Origin of the sequence: Parvimonas pharyngis (assembly GCF_046569675.1) — a bacterium.
Taxonomy (GTDB): domain Bacteria; phylum Bacillota; class Clostridia; order Tissierellales; family Peptoniphilaceae; genus Parvimonas.
The window spans coordinates 262,800-282,370 of sequence record NZ_JBKICJ010000002.1 but is presented as its reverse complement, the minus strand read 5'-3'; the positions used below and the strand labels follow the sequence as shown (position 1 = coordinate 282,370).

Genomic DNA, 19,571 nt, shown 5'->3' with positions numbered 1-19,571 from the left:
TATGAAAAAGGGATATAACAAACCGGACTCAGAACAAATAAAAGCTCTTTTTAAAGAGTATTTTGAAAATCCCACACCAGAACTTAGAGATAAATTAATTGAAAAAAATCTATATATGGCTGAAATTTTAGCTAAAAAATATGTAAATCGTGGAATTGATTATGATGATTTATTCCAAGTTGCAAGTCTAGGCTTAATCTATGCCATAGATAGATATGATATTTCAAAAGGATTTGAATTTTCAAGTTTCGCAATGCCGACTATAGTCGGAGAAATAAAGAGATATTTCAGAGATAAAGGTTGGGTAATTCGTGTTCCAAGAAGAATACAGGAGAACTCTAAAAAAGTTAATAATGCAAAATATCATTTAACACAAGAGCTTGGAAGAACTCCAACAATTAAAGATATTGCAGACTATGTAGAACTTTCTGAAGAAGAAGTGTTGGAAATTATGGAAGCTAGTAAGGTTTATACACCTCAATCCTTAGACCAAAGTTTTGAAAATTCAGATAGCGAAGATAAGGATACAAACTTAATTGATGTCGTTGGAGAAGATGATAAAGAATATGATTTTATTGATAATCAAGACTTTATCAGAAAAACTTTAGACAAATTATCCGAAGTTGAAAAGCAAATAATTCTTGGAAGATATTTTGAACAAAAAACACAAGTTGCTCTTGCAAAAGAGCTAAACATTTCACAGATGACAGTAAGCCGTCTAGAAAAAAAGGCACTTGCAAAGTTTAGAGAAGAAATGAATGTATAATACAAAAAATCAACGGACATCCGTTGATTTTTTTGTGGGGGTAAGTATGTAATTTGAATAATTTATGTATCTTCGATACATTTACTTTTGCTAAAGCAAAAGTATGAGATCTTTCGACTTCACTTCGCAATGCTACGTTTCGCTCAAGATGACGTATTAGGGAATAATTCTTATTTTACAGCTAGACGTTAAAAGTAAATAAGCTTACTAAAAATAATAAATAATTTTATAAGGTAAAATAATTCACGTCACAGCACTTTGAAAAGAAAATCCCCCAGCACGTCATCTCGACCGGAGTGAAACGGAGCGGAGAGATCTCATAAATCTCCATAATTATGAATATAGTCTATTTTAATGAAATTAAAATTATAATATTTTTAGTGTAAAAAATATTGAATCTACATAATTCTTGTGTTATACTGACAGTGATTGTATTAATGCAAAAGGAGAAAAATAATGAGTTTTTTAAAAAAGGTTGTTAATGGATTATTTAATGGGTCAAAAGAAAAGAAAGAAGAAAATAGTCTTAAAGAAGCACCGCTTGCTTATTGGGAAGAATTTTCACATATGTTAGCATTAGTTCCTGAAAATTACACAATAACAGAAGATATTTTTGAAAATATTAAAGCAATAGATGGTATTGAAATTAAGGAAAAAAGTCTTCCAAGTGAAGATTATCCTGGAAAGATTGTTCTATCATATAAAGGAACTAATTTTGATGTAAGATTTTATCTTGGAGATTTTTATGCAGAAGAAATGTATCAATGGCAATTACAATATTTTACAGAAGAAGAAAAAGAACATATTTTAAATGCAAAGAATGCCTTAATTGTTTATATGAAATTTGAAGGAGATGCTAAAATATGTTACCATTTACAGCTTAAGCTTGTATATGCTATGGTTCCTGAAATGGTTGCTCTTTGTGATGAAAGTGCTGAAAGAATGTTAAATAAAAAATGGGTTGAGTTAGCAGTAAAATCAAATGTGCTTCCTGCTCCATCAAGCATATATACTGTTCAAGCAGTTTATGATGAGAATGAAGTTTGGTTACATACTCATGGTTTATGTAGATGTAATCTTCACGAAATTGAGATTTTAGATTCAAATAAGAAAGATTACGAAGCACATTATAGCTTACTTTCTAATTATGCTTCTAGAATGATAGATGGAAATTATTCTAATGAAGATGAAGAAGATATACAATTGGGAATTTTTTATGATAGATCTCCAATAGTTGCTACATCTAAAAAATGGATTGATGCTTTGAAATATTATCCTAATGTTACTCTTGGAGGACTTGAAGATAGAAAAGAATCTCATAATTCTAAAACAAATATAATTTTCCTATATGAAAGTGAAGAAGATTATAATAATAACATTGTAAGTTTACCTTCAAAATTTACAGAAAAGTTTGTTAATAACCCAATGTTTTTCTTAAGTAAAGAAGAAACTGCTAGAATGAGTGATTTAGCCAGAGAAAGATTTTCTTATGTTGAAAGAATGCTTAAGAAAAAACAAGAAAGCAATGAAGATATTACTATTATTATTAAATTAGGACTTGAAACAATAGATGAAGAAGGTAATTTGGATAGTACAAATCTTGAACATATTTGGTTTGAGGCTATTTCTATGGAAGGAGATAGTTTCAAGGCAGTATTGACTCAAGAACCATATCACATTCCAGATTTACATGAAGGTGATGAGGGGTTATATTCTATAAATTATGTAAGTGATTGGAAGATTTATACTGAAAAGGGTGCAATAACACCAGAGACTGTATATTTGTTAGATTTATAAGGAAATAAAATCAACGGAAATCCGTTGGTTTTTTGTTTGTAGAAATATTTAATTTAAATAATTTTATGTATCTACGATACATTTACTTTTGCTAACACAAAAGTATGAGATCTCTCCATTACACTCAGCTTCGCTTCGTTACAGTCGAGATGACGTATAGACGTATAAAGGAAAGTGCCTTCGTTTAATAGCTAGACGTTAAAAGTTAATAAGCTTCAAAAATTGTATATTAATTTTTATAAAAACAATTTTGCCCTTAAATATTGATTTATCCCTTAAAATGTGCTATATTTTAAGGGATAAAATTATTTTAAGGAGAAATTCAATGAGAAATTTTAATTATTCCAAAATAAAAGATAAAAAATGGGACTCTGAAATTTTATCTTTAGTCGCTTCAATTTATAAGTATCAAGGAAAACAGGAATTATATTTAAAGCAAAGACCTGAAGAATTAAATAAACTTATTGAAATTGCAAAGATTCAAAGTACAGAGGCTTCAAATGAGATTGAAGGAATTGTTACGACAAGTTCAAGACTTAAAAAGTTAGTTGAAGAAAAGACAACTCCAAGAAATAGAAATGAACAGGAGATTGCTGGGTATAGAGATGTTATTAATATTATTCACGAAAATTTTGATGTCATTTCTATTTCAAAGAATTATATTTTACAAATGCATAAAATGATGTTCAGATATATGGATAATCCACTTGCTGGAAAGACTAAGAATATTCAAAATTATATTACTATAAATTATTCAAATGGAGAGTCAGAAACTTTATTTACACCTCTTTCACCTTTTGAAACACCTGAAGCTTTAGAAAATATCTGTAGTGAATACAATAAAGTTATTGGAAATTTTAATATAGATCCGCTTATTGCTATTCCAATTTTTATTCACGATTTTTTATGTATTCATCCATTTAATGATGGAAATGGCAGATTGAGCAGATTACTTACAACACTTTTACTTTATAGAAGCGGTTTTTATGTAGGTAAATATATATCTTTAGAAGCTTTGATTGCAAAGGATAAATTGGCTTATTATGAGGCACTTCAAAAATCAGGATTCAATTGGCACGAAGAAGATGAGGATATTTTTCCATTTATGAAATATTTATTAGGTATAATTCTTGCAGGATATAAGGAATTTGAAGATAGATTTTCCATTGTAGAAGAAAATATTCCTGCTATAGAGCTTGTAAGAAAGGCTATTTCACAGAAAATCGGAAGATTTACAAAGCAAGATATTAGAGAGCTTTGTCCAATTCTAAGTCTAAGTTCTATCGAGGGTTCATTAAGGAAATTAGTAGATGATGGAGAAATAAAAAGAGAGGGCATAGGCAGAGCTACAAAATATATAAGATTAAAATAGTGAAAAATCAACGGAAATCCGTTGGTTTTTTGTTTGTAGAAATATTTAATTTAAATAATTTTATGTATCTACGATACATTTACTTTTGCTAACACAAAAGTATGAGATCTCTCCATTCCGCTCCGCTACAGTCGAGATGACGTATAAGTGGAAATACCTTTGTTTGACAGCTAGACGTGAAAAATAAATAAGCTTTTTTCGTAAATTCTCCCTTAAATATTCAAAAAGCCCTTAAAATAAATACTATTTTGTGGGCTTTTTCATATTGAAAATTTATGTCCGATATACTCATATCTTAAAACATGGTTATTATCAAGATGTGTATGTTCTTTAAAGATAAAGTAATGATCTTTTTTATCTCTTGAATTTATGGCATTTAGTCTAAAGTAATTTTTTTTAGTTTTTACCATAAGTCTTAGGATATCGTCAGTTAGAAATGTTAGAGGTATGTTAATATCTGAAAATCTGTAAAAGTCTTCTTCAAATTTTTGGTAATTACTACTAAAGTAGTCAAATTGAACATTATTTTTTTCAATATTATTCATCTTCAATCACCTCTGCAACTGTAAGTTTTAAAATTTGTGAATACAAAAAGTTAGGTGTTCTATTTTTCATATTAAGATATAGTTTTTCCTTAGTCATATCGTAGATTTTTCCAAGATATGGCTCTTTTTGTAAATTTGTATATAGTAAAATTTTTTTGTTATTAAAAAATGCCCATGATAAGAAAAATAGTTTTTCTTCTTCGTCCATAGCTTTTGTAAAGTCAATGGTATCGCCTTCTTTGGAGAGGGCAGTTGAATGTTCTGAAATGAAAAATCCCATCCACTTAGCCATTCCTCTATCTAAATATTCTCTTGCTGATTTATAAGGCAAGTAACTACGATTAATCATATAATTCCGTCAAGTCCTCCACAATGTCCACCAATTAAGGTACTTCTTTCTTTAACTCTTGAGCCTTCCATTAAGGCTGTCGCTTTTTGAATTGATAGATAGCCAAATTTATCTCTAATATCATCTATAGCTTTTTCTAATTTTGTATTTCTTTCTACTGTTTTTATATCGTCAAATAGAGTTAAAATCTTATAATCTCTATCTGTTAATTTATCAAATCTAACACCGATATTCCTTACAGAGCCACCTCTATATTTTTCTCTAAATAGGGATAAAATATGATTTGTAAGCTCTTTTGTACTCTGTGTTGGAGTAATTTTTTTACTTGAATTAATAGACTTTAAATCTTCATCATAACTAAAACCGATATGAATAGAAATTACAGTCGCTTTTTTATTTATTCTTCTAAGTCTTGTTGCAACCTGTTCAGACATTTCTCGAAGTACAATTTCAATTTCTGATTGACTATTGTAATTTCTAGGTAGAATCTGTGAATTTCCAATTCCTTTTGACTGTGGGATATATGGTTTTGTAACCTTACTCTCATCAACACCATTTGCATGAAACCAAAGCTGAACACCTATAATTCCAAACTCTTTTTTTAATCTATCAGGGTTTGCATTTGCCAATTCTTCTATGGAATGTATATGAAGTTTTTCAAGTCTTTTTGCTGTTCTCTCTCCAATTCCCCAAAAGTCCGTTAATTTTTTTATTTTCCATAACTTCGTTTCAACATCTTCATAAGACCAATTAGCTCTCATATTTTTATTTTTCTTAGCTTCATTATCCAAAGCTAATTTTGCAAGTAGTGGATTTGAATTACTCATTCCAACTGTTGAAAAAATTCCCGTTTCTTTCCAAATTTCATTTTGAATTTTTGAAGATATAATATCTAGTTTTTCTCTTCTACTCATATTTTTATCCGTAACAAAATAGTCTAATGAGGTAGTTAAATCTATAAAGCCCTCATCAATAGAATAGGGATATATCTCGTCCTTACCTGCATAGTTTTGTAGAATTTTTTGTATTTTTAAATTTTCTGCAATATAAAGAGCCATTCTAGGCGGAACAATAAAAGTTTTAGCAGCCCATTTTTCGATATAGTTTACATATTCTTTTGTTATTTTAATATTTTGTCTATAAGCATTTGCATAATTAAATTTTCTTGTATTTATATCAAAGGGAAGATCTCTACTTCTTCCAACATTTTTTTTACCGAAAACCTCTTTAAAAGTAGGAGAACTTGCAAGTATTAGACCTTTTGAATTATCAGCTCTACTCATAACACAAAGTGAGGTATTAAGAGGATGTAGTCCTCTTTTAACACATTCTACACTCGCATAAAATGACTTCATATCAATAAATGCAATGTCTGAACAGGGCTCTTTAGAATAATCTATTAAACCCATAACTCCTCCTTATAAAATTAAATATCATTCCAATCGTCATCAAGTGGTTTATAGTCTTTTAAAAAAGTAGAATCAGGCACAAAACTATTTTGTTGATTAATATCAAGTAAATTCATCTTTGCCATTTCAGAAATTTTTAAATTTAAAAGATTTAAGTCAACTCCAATTTCATAAGCAAGCTCTCTATCACTTTGAGCATATTTAATCATTGAAATAATGTCTTCATCAGAAATTAAAAGATGAGCAGCAAAGACATTAGCCTCCATTTCATAAATATTTGTAGGATTGAAAATTCTACTCTCATGAAAACTTGCACCTTTAATACATTCTTGTCTATGAAGTTGATCATGTCCCAATTCATGAGCTAATACAGTCTTTTTAAGACTTCCTACATTATTTGGTATGAAAATAAATCTATTTTTTAAAATAACTCTATACATACCAAGTAGGGTCTTTGTTGGATTCATATATATTAAATTAATATTGAGTAGTTTAATAAGTTCTTCGGGATCTCTAGTTTGATATTTCTTAACAAGACTATTAACCTTGTCGTAAATCCATTTATTACTCATTTATTTTACCTACTTTTTATTTTTTCCATATTTTTTATTCTTTAATTTGGATTGCCAATATGCTTCTGAAATAGCTTCAAAAAGTACATCTTTATCTTCTTCGGGAAGCTCTCCACCTGCGAAAAGGCCAGTCATAGATTCAACTAAACTTTGAGCATCTCTTGCACCCTTATTTCCAAAACTTTCTGCAGAATTTATAATAAAGTATTCTTCATCAGTAAGTAAATAATTTACATTTACTTCAAAAATATTTGCAAGTTTCTCATACATTTCCATTTTTCTAGGTCTTAGGTCCTTTGCTTCATAATTACTAACAGTTTTAGAAGTGGTTCCTAAAAGATTTGCAAGTTCTTTTTGAGTTAAATTTTTCTTTTCTCTTAATGTTTTAATCTTTTTTCCAAAACTCATTTTACATCCCCCCTTATAGAAATTAAATTTCTATTTATATATTTAAACTAATTAAATTTAGAAATTAAATTTTAAATAATAGAAATTAGATTACTACTATTATAAATTAAACTTCTATTAAAAGTCAATAGGTAAATCAAAAAAATTTTTTAAGTAGTCTATATTTCAATGTTTTAGTAAAAATATCACTTTTATACTCTCTATATCCTTCTCTTGTTGTCGTACTATATTTTAATATCTCATTTTCTGGGCATATGTAACAATCATAATATTCATCATATACATAATCTCTTGGATAAAATAGTTCTTTTCTCTTTCCTGTTGGACTTGTGTATGGTAATACAGGTTGTATTTTATCATCTATTAACATCTTTGCTATTGCCGGTGTTTTATATCCTGCATCCATTACTATTTTTCTTAACTCGAATTTCTTTAAGTCCTTTTCGTAAAAATCCATAAATGTTTCACTATCATGTAAATTCCCTGCATAACTTCTACAAGCTAGTACCCACCCGTTTTTATCACAACTTGTTTGTACACTATATGCAAAAACCTCTTTATGTTCTCCCTTATGGAATAATCCACTTTCTTTATCTGTTGTACTTTCTACCTTCTTTACTACTTCTGTTCTGTTGGTGGGACTTAATTCCTTTTTTCCTTTTAATTCTCTATCTTTTTTTATCTCTTCATTTAATTGACTATGATATTTCTTTGCTTTCTTTTCTATCTTTACTTCTATATTCTTATGTCTATTTGCATGGGCTTTTACATGTGTTGAATCTACAAATTGTATCTTTTCATCTACAAAGCCTTATTTCTCTGCTTGACTTAATATATTTACAAATATCTTTTCAAATATATCTGTATCTTTAAATCTTCTCTTGTAATTCTGTCCATATGTTGTAAAATGTGGTATTTTATCATAAAAATCATAACCTAAAAACCATCTATATGCTACATTTACCTCTATTTCTCTTATTGTTTGACGCATACTTTTTATTCCAAAAATGTATTTTAAAAATATTATTTTAAAAAGAACTATTGGATCTATACTTGGTCTGCCATTATCTAAACAATACTTATCTTCTATTAAATCATAGATAAAGGAAAAATCTATTGTTTCATCTATTTTCCTTAAAAGATGATTCTTTGGAACTAAAGAATCTATACTTACCATTTGTACTTGATTTACTCTGTTTTCATCATTCTTATGTAGCATTTTCAACATCTCCTTTTATATTATTATACTACTTTTTAACTCTTTTCTTCACTAAAAAAGCGCCAATGATTTCTCATTGACACCTTTGTCATCAGTCTGAAAACCTGCTTATGCAGGTTTTTTTAATATTTTATAATTTATTTATTCAAATACAAAATCACAATTAAAATAGAAACAAATAGTCTTATTATATGATGTGAAAGATGAAATTTATCTTTAAGTCCAAATAATATTGCTGATATATGTAATAAAACTAAGCCTGTTATTAAAATATATAAGCTGATTGGGTTGGTAAATAGTAAACTTATAAGCATTACAAGTGATGAGAATATAAAAAACATTGTAAGTCCTTTATGGCTACCGTTTTTTAGTTGCACTGTTCCGGCTAGCATTGATAAAGCTCCGTAAATAATAACAATTAAATAAAATAATATATTATAAAACATAAAATTCCTCCCTAATTAAATAACTTTTTCTATTTCTTTTTTGTATTCTAATAATGTTTCATATTCTTTTTGCAGTACTAATTCTTCAAATTTTTGCAAGTCTTTATTTTTTCCGTAAAAATCCAATGATTCATAATATTCTGCTCTATTTTCAGGATTAATTGAAATTGGTTTAAAATTATTGTTCATTAAGCAGTAGTTCATCAAAAGTCTTGAAGTTCTACCATTTCCATCTGCAAAAGGGTGAATTCTTACAATCTCTGCATGTACCCAAGCTGATAGTTTTATCGGATTAAACTCATTTTTATACTTATTATAATCTTCAATAAAATATTTCATTTCCTGTCTTACATTTTCAAAATTTGGAGGTATAAAAGATGCACCGCTTATTCTCACGTTTACATTTCTATAAATTCCACCTTGAAAAATATTTTGCACTACTATTTCATGTATATCTTTTATCTTTTCTTCACTGAGTTCTTCTGAATTTTTAACCATTTCTTTAATAAATTCAAAAGCATTTTTATTATTAATAACTTCATAAATTTCTCTAAGTTTCTTTCCGGCAATGGAATAACCATCTTCTAATATAGTCTTAACTTCAAATATTGATAGTGTATTTCCTTCTATTTTTGTACTTTCATGTGTAAATTTCAGCTCAAAAGCTTTATTTATTTGATTATATACGTATATTAACTTATTTTTTTCAAAACTATTTACATAATCATTTAATTCTTTTATTTTTTGAAAATTTAAATTCATTTTAATACACCACCTTTCTATATACTTTTTATATATTATATCATAAATTTAAAAATATTTTTAATTTATATAAAATTTCTTTAAAATTTAACACTTCTTTTAAAACATCACTTTAAATGGTATATACAAAACTAAATAAATATGTTATACTGATAAAGTAGTATATTATATACTCAAATTTACATTCAAGGGGGATTTTTCTATGAAGAAAAGGTTTTTGACTCTGTTATTAACATTTTCATTATTACTAAGTAGTACAAGTGCTATTTTCGCTAATGAAAAAGTTAATACAACAACAAAAATTTCAAAAACTACAAACAACTCAAAAGTTAATGAAAATGAGGAAAAAACATATATTGTAGTTTTAAAAGAAGATTCAGAAGTAGATTTTTCTAGCTTAAAAACTCCAGAAGGTAGAAAATCTAGAGAAGCAAAATCAAAAGCTTTAATTAATACCTTTAAAGATGAAATAACTAAGGCTGATATTAGTTATGAAGTATTCTATGAATATGATTTTCTATTTGCAGGAATTGCTTTAAAAACTAAGGCTAAAAATATTGAAAAAATTTCAAAAATGGCATCAGTTGAGTCAGTTGAAGTTTCAAATGAATTCTTAAAGCCACAAGTTAAACAATCTGAACAAGAATTTATTTCAAAGAGAAAGAAAAGAAGCTTAGATTCAAACAATCTAATGAAAGTTACTGACGAACTTAGAAAGAAATACAACGGAGAAGGTAGAGTAGTAGCTGTATTAGATACTGGTGTTGATATTAATCATGATATTTTAAGAGTTTCTGATGTCTCAAAAGGTAAGTTCCCAAATAAAGAAGCAATGGCTGCTAAGATGAAAGAAGCTGGAATTAACTATGGTAGCTGGAGAACTGACAAAGTTGTTTATGCTCATAATTACAGCACAAATGGGGAAAATGTAAAGGAAGAAATTAGAGAAGAATCTCACGGAATGCACGTTTCAGGTATTTCTGTAGGTAATCCTAAAACAGAAGCTGAATTTACACAAAATGACGGAACAGTTAAGAAAGAAAAAATCATAGGAACTGCTCCAGAAGCACAACTTATATTTATGGGTGTTTTCCAAGGTCTAACAACTTATACTCATATGTATGCAAAAGCTGTTGAAGACTCTGTAAAACTTGGTGCAGATAGTGTAAACCTAAGTTTAGGTTCTCCTAATGGATCAATTGCATCTGTTGGAAAAGCTATGGAAAAAGCTATTGCTTTTGCAAGAAAAATGGGCGTTATCGTAGCTATTGCTGCTGGTAATGATGGACATTTTGGTGCGTTTTCTGAAAACCCACCTGTAACTAACCCAGACTTTGGTACTGTTGGAAGTCCAGGTGTTGCAAAAGACGCTTTAACTGTTGCTGCAATGTATACTGATGTTGAAAGAGTAAGAACAATCAGTGTTGAAGGAGTTGAAGGCGCTTTAAAATCAGGTGAATACTTCACAGGTTATGATGATGAAGGAAATCCTGATACTGAAAAGAGCTTTATAAAAGAAGGACAAGATTTTGCAACATATGAAGTTATAGAAGCTGGTCTTGGAAATGAAGAAAGTGATTATGCTGGAAAAGATGTAAAAGGTAAAGTTGTTATAGTAAAAAGAGGAGCAAAGACTTTTGCAGATAAGATTATTTTAGCTCATAGTAAAGGCGCTATTGGGGTTATAATATACAATCACGAAAGTGGTGGAGAAGAACTTATAAATATGAGCTTTGGAGAACAAACAAAAGATCTTAAAATTCCATCTGTTTTCGTAGGAAATGCTGCTGGTAAACATATCCTTGCAAATCTTGATAAGAAAGTTAAATTCACAAGACAATTAAGTATTTTACCTTATGCTAAGGGTGGACAATTAACAGATTTCTCATCTTATGGTATAACATCTGACGGAACTTTCAAACCTGATATAACAGCTCCAGGTGGACTTATTTATTCATCAATAAATAATAATAAATATACGTCAATGAGTGGTACTTCAATGGCTACTCCTCATATCGCAGGTGCTGTTACTCTTGTAAGAGAAAGCTTAAATAAAAGACATCCTGAAATTACAGGAGAAAATGAATATGACGTTATAAAGGCAATCATGATGAGTACTGCTGATCCAGTTATCGAAAAGGGAACAGAAAATTACTTCTCTCCTAGAAAACAAGGTGCAGGTGCCGTTAACGTTGAAAAAGCTACATCAAGTGATCTTTATGTAGTTGATAGTGAAAATAATCCAAAAGTTTGGTTAAATGATATTGAAAGCAAATTTGAAATTAATTTAAAAGTTGTAAATATCGGAAACGAAGATAGAACTTTAAACTATAAGACTGTTTTAGGTACTGATGAAACTGCTGACGGAAAATTTGCTTTAAAGACAAAAACTTTAGAAACAATTAAAGGACAAACAGTTACTGTTCCTGCTAAAGGTTCAGTAAATGTTAAAATAACTGTTGATGCAAGTAAATATGAAGCTGAATTAAGCAAGAATATGCCTAATGGTTACTTCTTAGAAGGTTTTGTATTCTTTGATGATGCAAAAGACGGAGTAAAAGCTGTTAGTATAGCATTTAGTGGATTTAAAGGAAAATGGGCTAATGTACCTCTTTGGGAAAAACCTGTTTATGAATTCGACCTAAATAACGAACTTCCTATCTACATGGTTCAAAATGGTGGATTTACTTCAAACTTTACTTCTCTTGTAACAGTTGAAAACAACCCTTATGCAAGAGATAAGAGTTGGACTAGTGAAAAGGGACAAAAGTACAATTTCATTGGAAGTCAAGGAGAAATTCCTCTAGGAATAAATGCTAAAGATGTTACATTCTCAAAAGATAATTTAGCAATTTCACCAAATGCAGATAATAACAAAGATTTTGTTAAATTTAAAGGTGTATTCTATAGAAATACTCAATATATTTCAGTAGAAGTTTTAGATGAAAATGGAAATGTTGTTTATGAAAATGGCTCAGGCTATGGTTATAAGAACAGTAACAATTACAGTGAAGATTCTGCAAGATCAAATGTTATCGATCAAACTTCTTGGAATGGTAAAACAACTGATAACAAAGAACTTCCAGAAGGAAAATACAAATATGTAGTTAAAGGTAACTCAGAAACAAATGGGGCTGCCGTAGATAATCAACAAAAAGTTGAATTTGAAGTAAAAGTTGACGTTACTTCACCAAAAATTGCTACTCCAAAGGTAGAAGGAAAAATCTATAAACCAGAAATTACTGATAATTTAAGTGGTGTAGAAGATACATTCTTAAAATATATAGATGCAAAAGGTGAAACTCAATGGATAGAAGCAAAAGATGATGGTACTTTTGAACTTCCAGAAGGAGTAGAATTAAAAGATATCTCTATTCATACTTTTGACCATGCAGGAAATATTGCTTCTCTTAACTTAGATGGTTCTGCTTATACTGAAAAAGAAGAAAAACCACAAGATTTAGGTGCAAATATTAAACCTATATTTAGAGTAACAAATTATAAAGACTTTGAAGGAAGACATATTGAAGGTTCTGAAAACTTAAATATGTTCCCAATTGAAATTAATTGGAAAGAAAAAGTTTATGTTAATGATGGAAAAGATTGGCATCAAATAATAGACTTTAGCTTTAATAATGGTCTTTTAAATGTTGCACCAGGAAACTATTCAGTATATATTGACCAAATTCCTGATGTATATGAACCATTAGCATCACAACAAGTTGATGTAACAGCAGAAAAAGATAAAACTGTAGAAGCTGTTTTTGAAACAAAACAAAAAGAAGAAGTTATTCCTGCTGGACATGGAGAAGTTAATATCAGATTACAAATTGATGAGTATGATAATGACTACATGGGACCTGGTGGAAGCTATATAATCAAAGACAAAAACGGAAATGTACTTGAAAAAGATAACTTTAAAACTTACACTAAATTATATGAATCAGCTATAAAGAATGATGAAGGCAAACTTACAGGAGTTAGTTTCCACAGAGCTAATATGACTATATTACCAGTTGGTGAATACTCTGCTGAAATAACTACATTTGATGATAGTTTAACTTTTGAATCTAAAGTTATTCATTTCAAAGTTGAAGAAAATAAACCAAAGAAAGTTATATTTAAAACAAAAGAAACTTTAAGCGATGTTGTAAATGTAGTATTTGAAGGTTTAGAAGAACTTCCAGACGGAGTTAAAGTATTTGTTGAAAATTTTGAAACTAAAGAAAAGACTGACTTAACTCAAAGTAAATATTTCAAAAATATATTCCATGGTGAAATTCCACGTGCAAAATATAAAGTTACAGTAGAAGTTCCAGAAGGATATACTGTTGATAGAGAAACTTTTGAAATCACAGTTACAAACGATAAACTTAAAGAAGTTGTAAAAATCAATAGAATACCAAAATATGGATGGGTACAAAACGATGATGGATCATGGGTTTACCAATCAGATGATGGAAAAGATAAGTTAACTAATACTTGGAAACTTATTGATGATGAATGGTATAAATTTGATAAAGACGGTAAAATGGTAACTGATAGTTGGTTAGAAGAAGACGGTAAATGGTACTATATTGAACCAAATGGCACAATGTCTAAGAATGAATGGACAATCATTAATGGTCAATGGTACTATGCAAATGCAACAGGAAGAATTTCACAAAACGAATGGGTATTAGTAAATGGAAATTGGTACTATGCAAATGCAAGTGGACGTATTGCTGATAGTGAATGGATATTAGTTGATGGAAAATGGTATTATGCTGAAAGCGGTGGAATAATTGCTCAAGATAAAACTATAAAAATCGACAATGTAAAATATACATTTGATGCAGACGGTGTATTAGTTAAATAACAAAAATAAAGACTGAGTTTTACTCAGTCTTTTTTTAGTTAAATTAAAAGAAACTATCATCTTTTACTCCACTAAAAAAGTGCCAATGATTGCTCACCGACACCTTTTTCATCAGTCAGTATGTATCTACGATACATTTACTTTTGCTAAAGCAAAAGTATGAGATCTTTCGACTTCACTTCGCTAAGCTACGTTTCGCTCAAGATGACGTATAAAGGAAGTACCTTTGTTTAAGAGCTAGACGTTAAAAGTAAATAAACTTCAAATTATTTTTATAAATGTAGTAGAAAAAACATAATAAAAAAACATAATAACTTATTTAAAAATATAGGCTATAAAACAAAATAGTTCACGTCATAGCAACAAGCAAAGAAAAGCTCCCAACACGTCATCTTGAGCGTAGTGCAACGAAGTCGAAAGATCTCAACTATTGCTTGTTTACAAGCAATAGTATTTCTGAAAGAAATAAAAAATATAAAACAAAATAATTCACGTCAAGGGCGGGATTTTTCTTAAATTATCTATCTATAGTCAAATTATTATACCACTTTCCCATTTTTTCTCTACTAAAAAAGTGTCAATGATTGCTCACCGACACCTTTGTCATCAGTCTGAGACTGAGTTTTACTCAGTCTTTTTTTAGTTAAATTAAAAGAAACTATCATCTTTTACGCCACTAATGTAAATATCTAATGCTTTTGATAGCTTAAATAGAACTATTAAACCCATAATCCCTAATGAGCCTTTTAAAAAAAGTGCTACCCAAGCAATGAAATTAATAAGACCAGATCCAGATTTCATAATAACCTCCTAAATTACAAATTTTAAACTATATTTCTACGCTCATATAATATCATAATTATTTATGGAAATCAAAATTTTATTTTGATAAATTAACATTGTCTAACATTATAATCTTTTTATTGCTTATTTCTTGATTTTATATTAAAATATAGTAATGAGCAAATTAGTTTTTAAGGAGTTTTTATGATTTATTTAGATAATGCCGCGACTACTAAAGTTCGTGATGAAGTTATAGATATAATGGTTAAATATTTAAAAGAGAATTATGGAAATCCGTCTTCACTTTACGATTTCGGTTATTCTGTTACAAAAGATATAAATTCTTGTAGAGAAGTTATTGCAAAATATATTAATTGTAAAGCAGAAGAGGTGTTTTTTAATTCTTGCGCAACTGAGGGAAATAATACTGCAATTTTTGGAGCGATTTCAACTGCAAAGGGAAAAAATATAGTTTCAACTGATATTGAACACTCTTCCGTTTTTAATGTCTATAAATTTTTAAAAGAGAAAAAAGAGATTAGGACTTTAGGTTTAGATGAATTTGGCTATATTGACATTGAAAGTGTAAAAAAACTTGTAGATGAAAATACTGAAATAGTTTCAATAGCTTATGTTCATAATGAGCTTGGTATTATTCAAGATGTTGAGAGTATTGGAAAAGCTATTAAGGAAAAGAATAAGAAATGTATTTTTCATGTTGACTCAGCTCAAGCATTCGGAAAAGTAAATATTGATGTAAAAAAATCTAAGATTGATGTTTTAACTTTGAGTGGACATAAAATTCATGCGCAAAAAGGTATAGGAGCAATCTATGTTAATAAAAATATAAATTTAAGACCTTTTGTCTTAGGTGGTGGTCAGGAAAAAGACTTTAGATCTGGAACTGAAAATGTTGCAGGTATAATGGGCTTAAAGGTTGCTACTGAATTTATGTATGAAAATTTAGAAAAAAGAAAAAAACATTTAGAACATTTAAGAGATCTTCTGATTGCTGGAATTTCAAAGATAGAAGACCATAAATTTTTAACAAATAAAGATGGAGTTCCAAATATTGTAACAGTAGCTTTTGAAAATATTAGAAGTGAGGTACTTTTACATTTCTTAGAAAGTGAAAAGATATATATATCAACAGGCTCTGCTTGTAGTAAGGGAAAAAAGAGTAGAACTTTTGACGGAATCGGTCTTGATAATAAATACAATGACGGAGTTGTAAGAATTTCACTATCTGAATTCAATACAGAAGATGAAATTGCAATATTTATTGAAAATTTAGAAAAATATGTAAATGAAATTAGAACGATTATGAAAAGAGGAAGATAATGGATTATTTAATCAGTGTAAGTTTCGGAGAGTTGACTTTAAAGGGCGATAATAGAAAAGATTTTGAAAATAGAATAATTAGAAAGATAAAAAAAGCGATTGAAAACTTTGAAGTTGAAGAATTTTACAAAGAACAAGGAAAAGTTTATATAAAAGCTGATAGAGAACTTTTTGATGAAATGATTGAACAAATCAAAAAAGTTTTCGGTATTTTCTATATCTGCGAAGTTCTAAGAACAGAGAAAAAGCTTGAAAATATTAGAGAAGCTACAAAAATTTTAGTAAATGATTTAGGGATAAATGAAGAAAAAACTTTTAAAGTTTTTGTAAATAGAGTTGATAAGAAATTCACTCCAAAATCACCAGAGCTTTCAAGAGATCTTGGTGGAGTCGTACTTAAAAATTTTGGAAATATTTTAAAGGTAGATGTTCACAATCCACAAATGCCAATTTATGTAGATGTTAAAGAATATGTATATGTCTATGTAAAAAGATATAAAGGTTTTGGTGGACTTCCAATTGGTTCAAGTGGAAGAGGTCTTTTGCTTCTTTCAGGTGGAATAGACAGTCCCGTAGCAGGGTTTGTTATGGGAAAAAGAGGTATGGAAATTGGTGCAATTCATTTTCACTCATATCCTTTTACAAGTGAAAGAGGAGAGGAAAAAGTTAAGGACCTAGCAAAGATTCTTTCAAATTATGTTGGAAAATTTACAATGACAAGTATAAATCTTTTGCCTATTCAAAAGGAAATTGCAAGTAAATGTCCTGAAAAAGAAATTACTATTTTAGGTAGAATTTTTATGATGAAAATTGCTGAAAAACTTGCTATTAAACAAAATTATCATGCATTAATTACTGGAGAAAGTTTAGGACAGGTTGCAAGTCAAACAATTCAAGGAATTACAGTTGTTGATAAATCTACTGAAATTTCAATTTTAAGACCATTAATTGCAATGGATAAGACTGAAATTATTGATATTGCAAGAACTATTGATACTTATGAAACAAGTATTTTACCTTTTGAAGATTGTTGCACTGTATTTTTACCAAAACATCCAGTTACAAAACCAAAGATTGAAGATATAAATAATAGTTTAGCATTATTGGATGTTGATAGACTTATTGACGAAGCATTAGCAAACAAGAAGGTGTATGAAATAAATGAACAATAATACAAAAGGATTTTTATATGCAATTTCCGGCGCGATTTGTTGGGGATTTTCGGGATTTTGTAGTGATTATTTATTTTCTGTTAAGAAAATATCTCCACTTTGGGTTTCTCCCATAAGACTTTTGACAGCATCTATAATTCTATTTTTTCTATCTCTTTTTGTGGTTGGTAAAAAAACTTTTGACCCACTAAAAGATAAAAAAGATATTTTAAGACTTATAAATTTTGGAATATTTGGACTTGTAGGAGCTCAGTTTACATATCTTATGGCGATTTCCTATTCAAATGCAGCAACAGCAACAGTTTTACAATGTTTAGGAGTATCTTATTTAGTTGTATATGTTTGTTTGAGAAATTTAAGATTTCCTAGTAAAATAGAAATAGTATCTTTAATATTTGCAATAACTGGAACATTTTTAATTACAACACATGGGAATTTAGACTCTCTTTCAATTAACAAAATGGCGTTATTTTGGGGATTGCTTGGAGGAGTTGGACTTGCTGCATATAGTTTAACACCAGTTGTATTACTTAAAAAATTTAATTGCTTTTCAGTTTTAAGTTATTCAATGTTTATTGGGGGAGTTTTTTTGACTTTACTTTTAAGACCTTGGACAATATCAGTTGAATTAGATTTTTTAACTATTCTTGCATTTTTAGGACTTGTAGTAATTGGAACTGTAATTTCATTTTTCTTATTTATGAGTGGAGTTAATTTAATCGGATCTGTAAATGCAAGTCTTTTAAATACATTTGAACCACTATCAGCAATATTTTTTAGTGTAGTTTTACTTAATTTGAAATTAAAATTAATTGACTATATTGGCTTTTTCCTTATAATTTCAACAGTTTTTATATTAAAAATTGGGGTAAAAAATAATAGATAAACAATTGGAGGTAAGTATGAAAAAATTACGAAAAATTTCATTAGCTTTAGCGATTTGTTCAATTTCTGCCTTTGTGGTTGGTTGTTCAACAAAAGAAGCTAAAGATACAAAAACAGAAAAAAAAGAAGAAAAAGTTAATATTACTTCACAAGAGCTTGTTAAGAAAGTTACTGATGCTACAAATGCAGTAAAAAGCGCAAAAGTTAATGCTAAAACTCAAGTAGTTGGAGAAATTTCAGGTAAAACAGTAACTACTGATTTAGTATTAGAGTCAACAATGACAAAAGAGCCATTTGCTGTAAAATTTGATAGCACTTCAACTACAGATGGTGAATCTTATAAAGCTAGTATTTATTTTACACAAAATAATGTGTACTTAACAGATTCAGAACTTAAAGAATGGGTTAATATTAATGAAGATGAATTAAAAAGTATATATAAAAAGCAAGAAAATTCTGTAAACTTTAAAAATATTGTAGAGTTATTGGAAGTTCTGAAAGATAAAATTAAAGTTGAACAAGAAGGATCAAACTTTGTAGTAACTTATACAGGAAATGACGATGAAATAAATAATCCTTTGAAAAATACAATAATTTCAACTGAACCTGCAGCTGGTAGAATGCTTGGATCTTCAAAAGCTGATAATTTAGAAATAAAAGTACTTATTGATAAAAATACATTTATACCAGTTGATTATGACATAAAGACAAAGATGACAGTTAGTGAAGGCACAAAAGTATTAACATTTGATATGAGTTTAAACTTTAAATATTCTGAAATAAATGAAGTTAAAGAAATAGTTATTCCAGATGATGTTAAAAATGCAAAAGATTTTGAAGCGAGATAAAAAATAAACAGACAAAGTATTATTTGTCTGTTTTTTTAC

18 protein-coding genes are annotated in these 19,571 nt (G+C 28.7%); 8 read left to right on the top strand and 10 right to left on the bottom strand.

The genetic code is table 11. The features are described from left to right. Position 1 precedes the first annotated feature (1 nt). The 3 genes from ACLGL0_RS03690 to ACLGL0_RS03680 all read left to right on the top strand — a co-directional run bounded on the left by ACLGL0_RS03690 (position 2) and on the right by ACLGL0_RS03680 (position 3,935). Positions 2-766: a SigB/SigF/SigG family RNA polymerase sigma factor gene (locus ACLGL0_RS03690; RefSeq protein WP_233055894.1), complete on the top strand. Its 765-nt coding sequence runs from the start codon at positions 2-4 to the stop codon at positions 764-766. Between the two features lie 456 nt (positions 767-1,222). Then, the gene (locus ACLGL0_RS03685; RefSeq protein ID WP_411013669.1) at positions 1,223-2,563 is read left to right on the top strand and encodes a DUF4026 domain-containing protein; all 1,341 of its coding nucleotides are present in this window, start codon (positions 1,223-1,225) and stop codon (positions 2,561-2,563) included. Between the two features lie 325 nt (positions 2,564-2,888). Beyond that, on the top strand, positions 2,889-3,935 hold the full coding sequence (locus ACLGL0_RS03680; protein WP_411013668.1) for a Fic family protein: 1,047 nt from the start codon (positions 2,889-2,891) through the stop codon (positions 3,933-3,935). Positions 3,936-4,195: 260 nt separating this feature from the next. Here ACLGL0_RS03680 and ACLGL0_RS03675 read toward each other — a convergent pair whose 3' ends face one another. From ACLGL0_RS03675 to ACLGL0_RS03635, 9 genes are all read right to left on the bottom strand, one after another. Then, on the bottom strand, positions 4,196-4,480 hold the full coding sequence (locus tag ACLGL0_RS03675) for a DUF5960 family protein (RefSeq protein WP_411013667.1): 285 nt from the start codon (positions 4,478-4,480) through the stop codon (positions 4,196-4,198). After that, the gene (locus ACLGL0_RS03670; protein ID WP_233055898.1) at positions 4,473-4,829 is read right to left on the bottom strand and encodes a hypothetical protein; all 357 of its coding nucleotides are present in this window, start codon (positions 4,827-4,829) and stop codon (positions 4,473-4,475) included. The genes ACLGL0_RS03675 and ACLGL0_RS03670 overlap by 8 nt, the downstream gene beginning before the upstream one ends. Then, positions 4,826-6,238, bottom strand: a complete 1,413-nt coding sequence (locus ACLGL0_RS03665; RefSeq protein WP_411013666.1) for a Y-family DNA polymerase — start codon at positions 6,236-6,238, stop codon at positions 4,826-4,828. Before ACLGL0_RS03665 ends, ACLGL0_RS03670 begins: the two co-directional genes overlap by 4 nt. Positions 6,239-6,255: 17 nt before the next feature. After that, positions 6,256-6,810, bottom strand: a complete 555-nt coding sequence (locus tag ACLGL0_RS03660; RefSeq protein ID WP_233055900.1) for an ImmA/IrrE family metallo-endopeptidase — start codon at positions 6,808-6,810, stop codon at positions 6,256-6,258. A 9-nt stretch (positions 6,811-6,819) separates the two neighbouring features. Further along, complete coding sequence (locus ACLGL0_RS03655; RefSeq protein WP_313962035.1) at positions 6,820-7,218, bottom strand: helix-turn-helix domain-containing protein; 399 nt, start codon at positions 7,216-7,218, stop codon at positions 6,820-6,822. Positions 7,219-7,354: 136 nt separating this feature from the next. Further along, positions 7,355-8,011 (bottom strand): transposase, encoded by a 657-nt coding sequence (locus ACLGL0_RS03650; protein WP_314558002.1) that lies wholly within the window; start codon positions 8,009-8,011, stop codon positions 7,355-7,357. A gap of 18 nt (positions 8,012-8,029) precedes the next feature. Further along, positions 8,030-8,437: a transposase gene (locus ACLGL0_RS03645; RefSeq protein ID WP_313962036.1), complete on the bottom strand. Its 408-nt coding sequence runs from the start codon at positions 8,435-8,437 to the stop codon at positions 8,030-8,032. 137 nt (positions 8,438-8,574) lie between these two features. Beyond that, positions 8,575-8,883 carry a hypothetical protein gene (locus ACLGL0_RS03640; protein ID WP_233055903.1) on the bottom strand — a complete coding sequence of 103 codons (309 nt, stop codon included), beginning with the start codon at positions 8,881-8,883 and terminating at the stop codon, positions 8,575-8,577. A 15-nt stretch (positions 8,884-8,898) separates the two neighbouring features. Next, a complete protein-coding gene (locus ACLGL0_RS03635; protein ID WP_233055904.1) occupies positions 8,899-9,645 on the bottom strand; it encodes a Fic family protein in 747 nt (248 codons plus the stop codon). 202 nt (positions 9,646-9,847) lie between these two features. Here ACLGL0_RS03635 and ACLGL0_RS03630 point away from each other — a divergent pair, with 202 nt between their 5' ends. Next, positions 9,848-14,503: a S8 family serine peptidase gene (locus ACLGL0_RS03630; protein WP_411013665.1), complete on the top strand. Its 4,656-nt coding sequence runs from the start codon at positions 9,848-9,850 to the stop codon at positions 14,501-14,503. 648 nt (positions 14,504-15,151) lie between these two features. On the opposite strand, the gene ACLGL0_RS03625 is transcribed toward ACLGL0_RS03630, so the two are convergent. Further along, positions 15,152-15,304 (bottom strand): hypothetical protein, encoded by a 153-nt coding sequence (locus ACLGL0_RS03625; protein ID WP_411010369.1) that lies wholly within the window; start codon positions 15,302-15,304, stop codon positions 15,152-15,154. Positions 15,305-15,490: 186 nt separating this feature from the next. Here ACLGL0_RS03625 and ACLGL0_RS03620 point away from each other — a divergent pair, with 186 nt between their 5' ends. From ACLGL0_RS03620 to ACLGL0_RS03605, 4 genes are read left to right on the top strand one after another with little or no spacing between them, the layout of a single operon-like run. Next, the gene (locus ACLGL0_RS03620) at positions 15,491-16,627 is read left to right on the top strand and encodes a cysteine desulfurase family protein (RefSeq protein WP_411013664.1); all 1,137 of its coding nucleotides are present in this window, start codon (positions 15,491-15,493) and stop codon (positions 16,625-16,627) included. Further along, positions 16,627-17,799, top strand: coding sequence for a tRNA uracil 4-sulfurtransferase ThiI (gene thiI, locus ACLGL0_RS03615; protein ID WP_411013663.1), 1,173 nt, complete (start codon positions 16,627-16,629; stop codon positions 17,797-17,799). The genes ACLGL0_RS03620 and thiI overlap by 1 nt, the downstream gene beginning before the upstream one ends. Continuing rightward, positions 17,789-18,685 (top strand): DMT family transporter, encoded by an 897-nt coding sequence (locus ACLGL0_RS03610; RefSeq protein ID WP_411010366.1) that lies wholly within the window; start codon positions 17,789-17,791, stop codon positions 18,683-18,685. Before thiI ends, ACLGL0_RS03610 begins: the two co-directional genes overlap by 11 nt. A 16-nt stretch (positions 18,686-18,701) precedes the next feature. Continuing rightward, complete coding sequence (locus ACLGL0_RS03605) at positions 18,702-19,532, top strand: DUF6612 family protein (RefSeq protein WP_314557936.1); 831 nt, start codon at positions 18,702-18,704, stop codon at positions 19,530-19,532. Positions 19,533-19,571 lie beyond the last annotated feature (39 nt).

Excerpts from the sequence above, each read along its gene's own strand:
- ACLGL0_RS03690 (WP_233055894.1), top strand. The coding sequence starts at position 2 with ATGAAAAAGGGATATAACAAACCGGACTCAGAACAAATAAAAGCTCTT.
- ACLGL0_RS03685 (WP_411013669.1), top strand. The coding sequence starts at position 1,223 with ATGAGTTTTTTAAAAAAGGTTGTTAATGGATTATTTAATGGGTCAAAA.
- ACLGL0_RS03680 (WP_411013668.1), top strand. The coding sequence starts at position 2,889 with ATGAGAAATTTTAATTATTCCAAAATAAAAGATAAAAAATGGGACTCT.
- ACLGL0_RS03675 (WP_411013667.1), bottom strand. The coding sequence starts at position 4,480 with ATGAATAATATTGAAAAAAATAATGTTCAATTTGACTACTTTAGTAGT.
- ACLGL0_RS03670 (WP_233055898.1), bottom strand. The coding sequence starts at position 4,829 with ATGATTAATCGTAGTTACTTGCCTTATAAATCAGCAAGAGAATATTTA.
- ACLGL0_RS03665 (WP_411013666.1), bottom strand. The coding sequence starts at position 6,238 with ATGGGTTTAATAGATTATTCTAAAGAGCCCTGTTCAGACATTGCATTT.
- ACLGL0_RS03660 (WP_233055900.1), bottom strand. The coding sequence starts at position 6,810 with ATGAGTAATAAATGGATTTACGACAAGGTTAATAGTCTTGTTAAGAAA.
- ACLGL0_RS03655 (WP_313962035.1), bottom strand. The coding sequence starts at position 7,218 with ATGAGTTTTGGAAAAAAGATTAAAACATTAAGAGAAAAGAAAAATTTA.
- ACLGL0_RS03645 (WP_313962036.1), bottom strand. The coding sequence starts at position 8,437 with ATGCTACATAAGAATGATGAAAACAGAGTAAATCAAGTACAAATGGTA.
- ACLGL0_RS03640 (WP_233055903.1), bottom strand. The coding sequence starts at position 8,883 with ATGTTTTATAATATATTATTTTATTTAATTGTTATTATTTACGGAGCT.
- ACLGL0_RS03635 (WP_233055904.1), bottom strand. The coding sequence starts at position 9,645 with ATGAATTTAAATTTTCAAAAAATAAAAGAATTAAATGATTATGTAAAT.
- ACLGL0_RS03630 (WP_411013665.1), top strand. The coding sequence starts at position 9,848 with ATGAAGAAAAGGTTTTTGACTCTGTTATTAACATTTTCATTATTACTA.
- ACLGL0_RS03625 (WP_411010369.1), bottom strand. The coding sequence starts at position 15,304 with ATGAAATCTGGATCTGGTCTTATTAATTTCATTGCTTGGGTAGCACTT.
- ACLGL0_RS03620 (WP_411013664.1), top strand. The coding sequence starts at position 15,491 with ATGATTTATTTAGATAATGCCGCGACTACTAAAGTTCGTGATGAAGTT.
- thiI (WP_411013663.1), top strand. The coding sequence starts at position 16,627 with ATGGATTATTTAATCAGTGTAAGTTTCGGAGAGTTGACTTTAAAGGGC.
- ACLGL0_RS03610 (WP_411010366.1), top strand. The coding sequence starts at position 17,789 with ATGAACAATAATACAAAAGGATTTTTATATGCAATTTCCGGCGCGATT.
- ACLGL0_RS03605 (WP_314557936.1), top strand. The coding sequence starts at position 18,702 with ATGAAAAAATTACGAAAAATTTCATTAGCTTTAGCGATTTGTTCAATT.